Genomic DNA, 6,781 nt, shown 5'->3' with positions numbered 1-6,781 from the left:
ATCGATGGAGTCTGACTTCCCTGCCGCCCGACGAGCCCGACGGTCGGGTCGGTCCACCTCGATCACGGTGACCTGGTTGGCTCGGAGGTAGCGGCTGAGTTCGGCGCCGAAGGAGCCGGTGCCCTCCATGCCCACAACCAGCACCCGGCCATGGGAACGCAGCCAATCCAGCAGGTCCCGGTATCCCGCAGGCGTTGTGGGGAATGCCTCGGTGGCAAGGTGCCGGCCGATGGTGTCGATGACGGCGGCCTGGTGGACATCGGTGTGGGTGTCGATCCCGCCGATCACCTCGATGGGCTGTGACATGGTGGCCGGGTTCCTTCCGTGCTCGGCAAGTTGGCTCGCGCGCACCGGCCGGCGGGCGGACACGACTGTGATGGGACCACGTGGGTCACGCTTCTATGAGGTCACGATCGCTGACCGGTACACGAGGGTGGCACCGCCCGGAAGGTCGACGATTCAGAGTGAGGACAGCCGAAGCGTCAATCGGGGATCGGGTCAGACCCTCGAGCGGTGCCGCCCCATCCTCACAGTCGGGGATCTTGGAGTTGCCGAGGTCAGGTGCCCAAGGTCCGCCAGGACTTCGGCCAGGGGATCTCGCGCTGGTCGAGGTAGGTCTGGAAGGCGGTCGGCCAGCGGGGAGGGCGTGCTTCCTCAGTCGGTGGTGAAAGACCGCTGAGGCGCTCGATATTGATGGCCATGGCGGTCAGGACGTGCTGGAGGTGGACCTTGCCCTGGCCTCGGTAGCGGCAGTAGCGGATGCCGTGTCCGTGGGCGAACTCGCAAGGCCGCGAAGTTAAGCGCAAGCGGGGTGTATCAATGGCTTGGTTTCTGCTGGCATGGCGACTCGGGTAGCAGGGTGTAGGCGCCGTGCTTGACCTTGGTGATTCGTCCGGTTCTGGCCCACGTGGCCATCTGAACGCGGAAGCTGGGGATGTTCGAGATGCCGAGGGCCGGTGCGATCTCGCGGGCTGTCCAGGAGCGGTCGGGGGCGGATTGCATGACGGCGAGGGCGGCATCGAAGCGGGACAGGCCGGGTGCAAGGTCCGGAAGCGGCGGTATTGGCGGCGGTGGCAGGGGACCGGCCGGGTCGTCGAGGAGCATGTAGACACCGCGTTCGCGTTTGGCGAGCAGTCCTGCGCGGGCCCACCTGGCCAGAAGCACGCAGAAGCTGTTCACGTTCTCCGCGCCGCCGGCGTGGGCGAGTTCTTTGCGTCCCCAGTGGCGGCCTGGGTGAGAGCGTAGGACGGCATAGGCGCGGTTGATCAGACTCTCCTTGGGTGTCGGCTCGGGCCGGGGCTTGGGCAGTGGGTGCCGGCGGGAGACGAAGGCGGGTGTGGTCGGATGGTCGAGGTGGATGGTGACGTCGATCGACTGCACTCTGGTGCTGGTCATGCGCCTGGCCTCGCCGGGTGAGGCGTAGGCATACCGTGACAACGGCCACTTGACCCGACGGGCGCTGATGCGGGCTCGCCGGGCGGGGAGCAGGCGGGTCAGGACGACTCGGCCGATCGCGCCGACCAGTGCATCGCCGGTGCCGGTGTGAGCACGGACGAGCTGGTCGCGGGCGGCTTCGAGCGCGACGGTGAAGCCGGCCCGGTCCGGGTCGGTTCCGGGCTTGGTCTCGACAGCATCCACCATGGCGGTCCGCAGCAACTGGTAGAGGAGGAGCAGGGCCCACATTTCCTGCTCGAGGCCGCACGGGTCGCCGGAGCGAAGGACGCGTCTTTGCATGAGGGTGTGCCGGAGTGCGTAGTAGGCGGATTCGATTTCCCAGCGTTCGTGGTAGAGGCGGATCAGGGCCTTGGCGGGATCGAGATCGGGGTCGAGCAAGGTGGTATGAGCCGGTAGCCCTCGTGGAGTGTGCTGCCGTCAGCCAGGGTGACGGTGACGTCGGCCTCGATGACACGGACCGGGACGCCGCGCAGGTGCACCAGGCAGGAGCCGTCCGGCAGCCGGTTGTGGGTGGGCAGGCGCCGGTGGGAGGCGAGCCGGACCAGGAACTGGGCGCCAGAACCGGCGATCTGCGCCGGGAGTCTGGCGTCGTCGAAGTAGCGGTCGGCCAGGACGAGCTGGTCCGGGCCGAGGAGGTGGAGCAGGCGCCGTGCGTAGTGGTTCTCGCCGCGGTAGCTGGGGCCGAAGGACGCGCCGAGCAGTCTGCGGGTGCCGGTCTCAACCAGTGTCATCAGGCGCAGGATCGGGTAACTGGTGAAGCCGTGGCGGTTGCGGGGTTTGCCCAGCCAGCCGCGGTTGCGTTCGGTATCAGGGGTCTTGATCGAGTTGCAGCCGTCGAATGCGACCGTGCGCCAGTGCCGGTAGCGCACGCCTGGGGTCCGGGGCTGGGCCAGCGGGCCGGCTACCACCGCGAAGAGCGCCTTCAGCGGAGCAACCCCGAGGCGTCGGCGCAGGTCACGCAGGGCCTTCTCGGACGGATCCGGGACAGAGAGGCCGGCCAGCCCGGCTATGAGCTTGCCCCAGACTTTGGCATAGCCCAGCTGCCGGAACAGACCGAGCGCGACGAGGAAGTACCTCCCCACGCGCGTCGGCAGGGTCCGTAACCGACGCTCGACCGCTCCGAGCTCGTCGAGCACGGCGTCGACGAGCTCGACGGGCAGGTACTTGGTCAGCTCACCCAGGTGACCTGGGGCGAAGACACCATTGGCTGCGGTTGAAGCCCTTACGGGAGTGCTGGTGACAGACTGACAACGCAACGCGGCCTCGGAGAGTCGGACTGATCTTGACGGATCACGCCTCCTACCAGAGGTCCCGCTGCTCTCACCGGGACAACCGCCAGTCCCGCCAACACGCTTGACACACCCCGCTCCCGCTGAACTTCGCGGCCTTGAGCGTTTGGCCATGTTGTTCCGTTGGCCGAACACCTCCGCTCCGCACGGCATGGCCGTGACGGAAGGCCCGGTGGGCGCCTTGGACACGGCCACAGCCCAGCTCAAGGGCGGGTTCGCCGACCTCTCGTCGCACCGACAGCGCCACCCCCCGGTCCCAGCCGAGCCGGGCGAGCTCCAGCGCGGGCCTTCACGCTGCCACCCCCGCTGCTCGCCGAACCGGAGCCTCCGGCCATTCCCTCCTGGCCTACGTGCCCGAGGACATCCGCGAGATCGTTCTCGCCTGCGGCCACGAGCGGGGCCGGAACCCGCGGGCGATGGCCAAGGCGTGACGTGAAGGCAGTCGCAAGGGCTGTCAAGATCCTGCAATGTTGAGCATGACGCACTTCTCCGCCAAGTCGGCGGGGTCCACCACGGCCAGGGTCACGAGGCATGGTGGCCCTTCTCGAAGGTCACGAGGCCCCAAGGCATGGAAGGCGGCGGCCAACTGGCGCCCGTCCAAGATGTGGGCGCGGTGCACATCCACGATGTTGCCCACTACGTTCAGGGACTCTCCAACCAGATGGTTTCGGGCGGTGGGGAGGCCATGGGCAAGCACGGCGGAGTCCCTGTCGCGTGCTCTGTTGCGGGACTCCGGCGTTGCGTAAGGCAGATGCGGAAGCACGCGCTCCCCGAAGCCGTCGATCAAGCTCGCGACGTTGCGGGGCGACAAGAGGCCCGGGTCGCCGCTGTTCCCGGGCAGACGGCCGAGGCCGTTCCGGGGAAACTGCAGCCCGCCTCGGAGTGGAGGACGGGTAGGACCAAGGTGGACCCCCTGTCGCGCAGCAGGTCCGAACATCATCGTTAGTGCCAGGCTGCCGCCATGAATCGACGAGACTTCATGACTCGCGGGCTTGGCGTGGTGTCCTTCGCTGCCGTCGGTAGCTCTCTGGAGGCGTCCGGCGGTGAGGCGGTGGCCGCAGCGCAGAGCCCCTCGCTGACTTCAGCTGCCGAACCGTTCACTGTCTATCGGCCTGCTGTCGGCCGTTTGCCCGATGGGCGGCTGGAGGTCTTCGCCAAGTCCAGAAGGTCCTTGCGGGACTTCAAGCTGTGGCACAGGTGGCAGACCGCACCCAATGGGTCGTGGTCGTGCTGGGAGGAATTCGGCGATGACTTTGCCATAGAGCGGGCTCCCGTGGTCGGACAGAACTCCGATGGTCGCCTCGAGGTCTTTGCCGTCAAGAATGACAACTCGCTCTACCACCGCTGGCAGCTCCCCGGCGGAGGATGGAGTGCCTGGACAAGCCTGGGAGGTCAGACGTTCGGAACCCCCAGCGTGGCCGCGAACGCGGATGGACACCTGGAGCTCTTTGTCCTGGGCACGGACAAATACGTATGGCACCGCTGGCAGGTTTCACCTTCAGGCACTTGGAACGCGGCCTGGGAACAGTTGGGCGGCACGAGGCTCGTCAGCAACAGGCTCGATCAATCCGACATCGCAGTCGGCCGCAATGCCGACGGGCGCATCGAACTGTTCGGGCTGGGTGAGGACCGCCGCATTTACCACACGTGGCAAGTCCGACCCAACGACACCTGGATCGGGAGCTGGTACCCACTGGACGGGTTTGCCAACGGCGATCCGGAACGCATGCCCGAAGTCGCCACCAACGCCGACGGCCGCCTGGAGGTGTTCGTCGTGGATCGGAACGGCGAGCCCTGGCACAACTGGCAGAACCCCCATGACGGAGCGTGGTCCGGCTGGTACAGCCTGGGAGGCAGACTGGCCAGCGCCATCGGAGTCGGTCGCGGAGCGGGCGGTCGCCTGGAACTCTTCGCCGAATCAGCCGAGCTGATTTACGTCCCAGGAGGCCCCGCAGGCCCAAGCTTGCAGCACAGCGTTGTGCACCGCTACCAGATCCTTCCCGGTAGCTGGAACGATCAGTGGCTGCCTTTCGCGGGCAGCTCCGCGAGCAAACCCACTGTCGCGAACAACGTCGACGGACGCCTGGAGATCTTCACCGCCGGAACCAACGAGTCCGCCCCTCAGCACAAATGGGAAATGCCGGGCGGCGGCTGGAACGTTTGGCACGACTTCGACCAGCGTTGCTGAACGTCTTCGGCGCGCCCTGACAAGCCAGCAAGATCAGTGCTTCAGGTGGCGCCCGCTGCGGCCGGCGCCGTCACTCAGGCGATGGCACTGCCGGTGGTTCAACAGCTGCTGCCGCGCTGGCTGTACGAGCCGGAGCGCCCGCCGTAAGTACTCATCGTTGACGGTCCGTTACGGAGTGACCGACGACTTCTAAGCACAGCAGCCAGCTTTGATTAGTGGACGCGTTTCACGCTACAGCACCCAACGAGACGGTCGGATGTCCCGAGTTCACGGCCCTGGTGGTGTACGGCGGAGGCGTACACCACGGCGCAAAACCCTGAGGCACAGCCCCAGGACCCGCCTCGCAGCGCGTCGCCAGGTGCGCACGGGCATCGTCGCGGCCTCCCGTGCGGCCTGGTGGGTACGGAATCACTGGTTGACGACTACTTGGCTGCGGTTGGCTCCGTGGCCGGCTCCACCTGACGGGCACGGGGCATGCCGGCGCCGAGGGCGCGCTTGACAGAGTCGGCGGCTCCGGCGCGGGCGCCGGATCCGACTGTCAGGCGTCCACTTCCCCGACCCAAGCGAACTCCAGGAGGGCTTTGGGAAGATACTCAGATTCGACCTTGATCGTCATGCCTGCGTCACGAGCCATGCAGGCGATCGCGAGCGGGCCCAGTGCGACGAGGCCTTCGCCGCTCCTCGCACGGGCCTCGTTCGCGGTCCAGTACTCCTTGTGCCACGTGAGCGCCTCGGCCAAGACCTCGTTGAACCGCTCCTCATCCCGGGTCGCGTACCGGTGGAAGAGGTCGATCGGCGGGTAGAGGATCTTCAGCATCAGCTCCGGGCTGGCGATCTGAACCTGCGCGGGGTCAGTGCCCTCTGCTGCACGGACCAGGGTGTCCCACGTCCCCTGCCGCCCGAAACGGTGGTTCTGGAGGGTCTCCACCCACGAGTAGATGTACTCGTCGAACTCCGCACCGGACGCACGCAGGAAAGGCAGGGGAACCTGCGCGAGCCGGTTCATGCGCTCACCCTCCCGGCAGATCGCCGCCAGGCAGTAGGAGGTGAGCCAGTTGGCGGCGTGCAGGTACTCCTGGGACCCCGTCGTCGGCAGGTCCCTCTCCTCGTCATTGACGCCGATGCGGCACCTGACGGGCCCCTCGGTGGCCTGGCCGGCCGTGAACAGCGCGGAGCCGGTCTGCATGGCGAGGATCCAGGCCTCCCAAGTGGTGAACCGGGTCGCAATGGGGTCCGCGAGGCAGTGCCACTTGGCTGTGACCAGTGTGAGCATCAGGGCGTCGTGACGGTCGTCCTCGGACGTCCCGAGGCCCGCGAGTGCCTCCTCGGCACTCTTGATGATCGGCGCCATGGCCTCGGCCACGTTGTCAGAGATGAACGCGTGACGCGGAACGCGCGTGAGCACACATCCTCCTTCAGCTGATGTCACCGCGCACGGCGACAGGTTCCATACCGGTCGGCGGATCTCGGACCTGGACGAGCGCCTCACTGCTGCGCTACTTCCCGTAGCCTCCACAGCTCGTCCGTCTCGACCGTCTCACACACCTCGGCCGGCCCGGCCACCGGATCTCCAGGATGCACTCCGAGCTGGGCAAGTGCGGCGGCGGGAGACAACGGCCGGTCGTATACCTCCTGCAGCCGGTCCAGGCCAGCCCGGTACCCGTCGAGGTCAGGGCCTCATGGCCGATATCTACGCACTCGTACTCGTACTCGCCCTCGACGCCTCTCTCTCTCTCGGGGGGGGGGGGGGGGCCCCGGGGGCGCGGGGGGGGGCCCCCCCGCCCCCCCCGGCCCCCCCCGCGCCGGGGCGCGCGGGGGAGGGGGGCCCAGGCGGGGGGCGCGGGGGGAA

At 67.6% G+C, this 6,781-nt stretch carries 4 protein-coding genes and 1 pseudogene; 1 reads left to right on the top strand and 4 read right to left on the bottom strand.

The window, feature by feature from the left end; translation table 11 throughout:
- From ACIPW5_RS16950 to ACIPW5_RS16940, 3 genes and pseudogenes are all read right to left on the bottom strand, one after another.
- Window positions 1-306: transposase (locus ACIPW5_RS16950; RefSeq protein WP_401245341.1), on the bottom strand; the 306-nt coding region annotated here is incomplete at its 3' end.
- A gap of 251 nt (window positions 307-557) precedes the next feature.
- Complete coding sequence (locus ACIPW5_RS16945; RefSeq protein ID WP_401245339.1) at window positions 558-806, bottom strand: transposase; 249 nt, start codon at window positions 804-806, stop codon at window positions 558-560.
- Window positions 807-1,053: 247 nt separating this feature from the next.
- Window positions 1,054-2,711: pseudogene (locus ACIPW5_RS16940) on the bottom strand (IS4 family transposase); the annotation flags it as partial.
- Window positions 2,712-3,705: 994 nt separating this feature from the next.
- On the opposite strand from ACIPW5_RS16940, the gene ACIPW5_RS16935 reads away from it, so the two are divergent.
- Window positions 3,706-4,932 carry a hypothetical protein gene (locus ACIPW5_RS16935; protein ID WP_401245338.1) on the top strand — a complete coding sequence of 409 codons (1,227 nt, stop codon included), beginning with the start codon at window positions 3,706-3,708 and terminating at the stop codon, window positions 4,930-4,932.
- 538 nt (window positions 4,933-5,470) lie between these two features.
- Here ACIPW5_RS16935 and ACIPW5_RS16930 read toward each other — a convergent pair.
- A complete protein-coding gene (locus ACIPW5_RS16930) occupies window positions 5,471-6,337 on the bottom strand; it encodes an immunity 49 family protein (RefSeq protein ID WP_401245336.1) in 867 nt (288 codons plus the stop codon).
- Window positions 6,338-6,781 lie beyond the last annotated feature (444 nt).

The organism is Streptomyces sp. NPDC090077 (genome assembly GCF_044747545.1).
Taxonomy (GTDB): Bacteria; Actinomycetota; Actinomycetes; order Streptomycetales; family Streptomycetaceae; genus Streptomyces.
This window is presented reverse-complemented; position numbering and strand designations above follow the sequence as displayed.

What these genes read in the sequence shown, in the direction of transcription:
- ACIPW5_RS16935 (WP_401245338.1), top strand. Translation starts at nt 3,706, where the DNA reads ATGAATCGACGAGACTTCATGACTCGCGGGCTTGGCGTGGTGTCCTTC.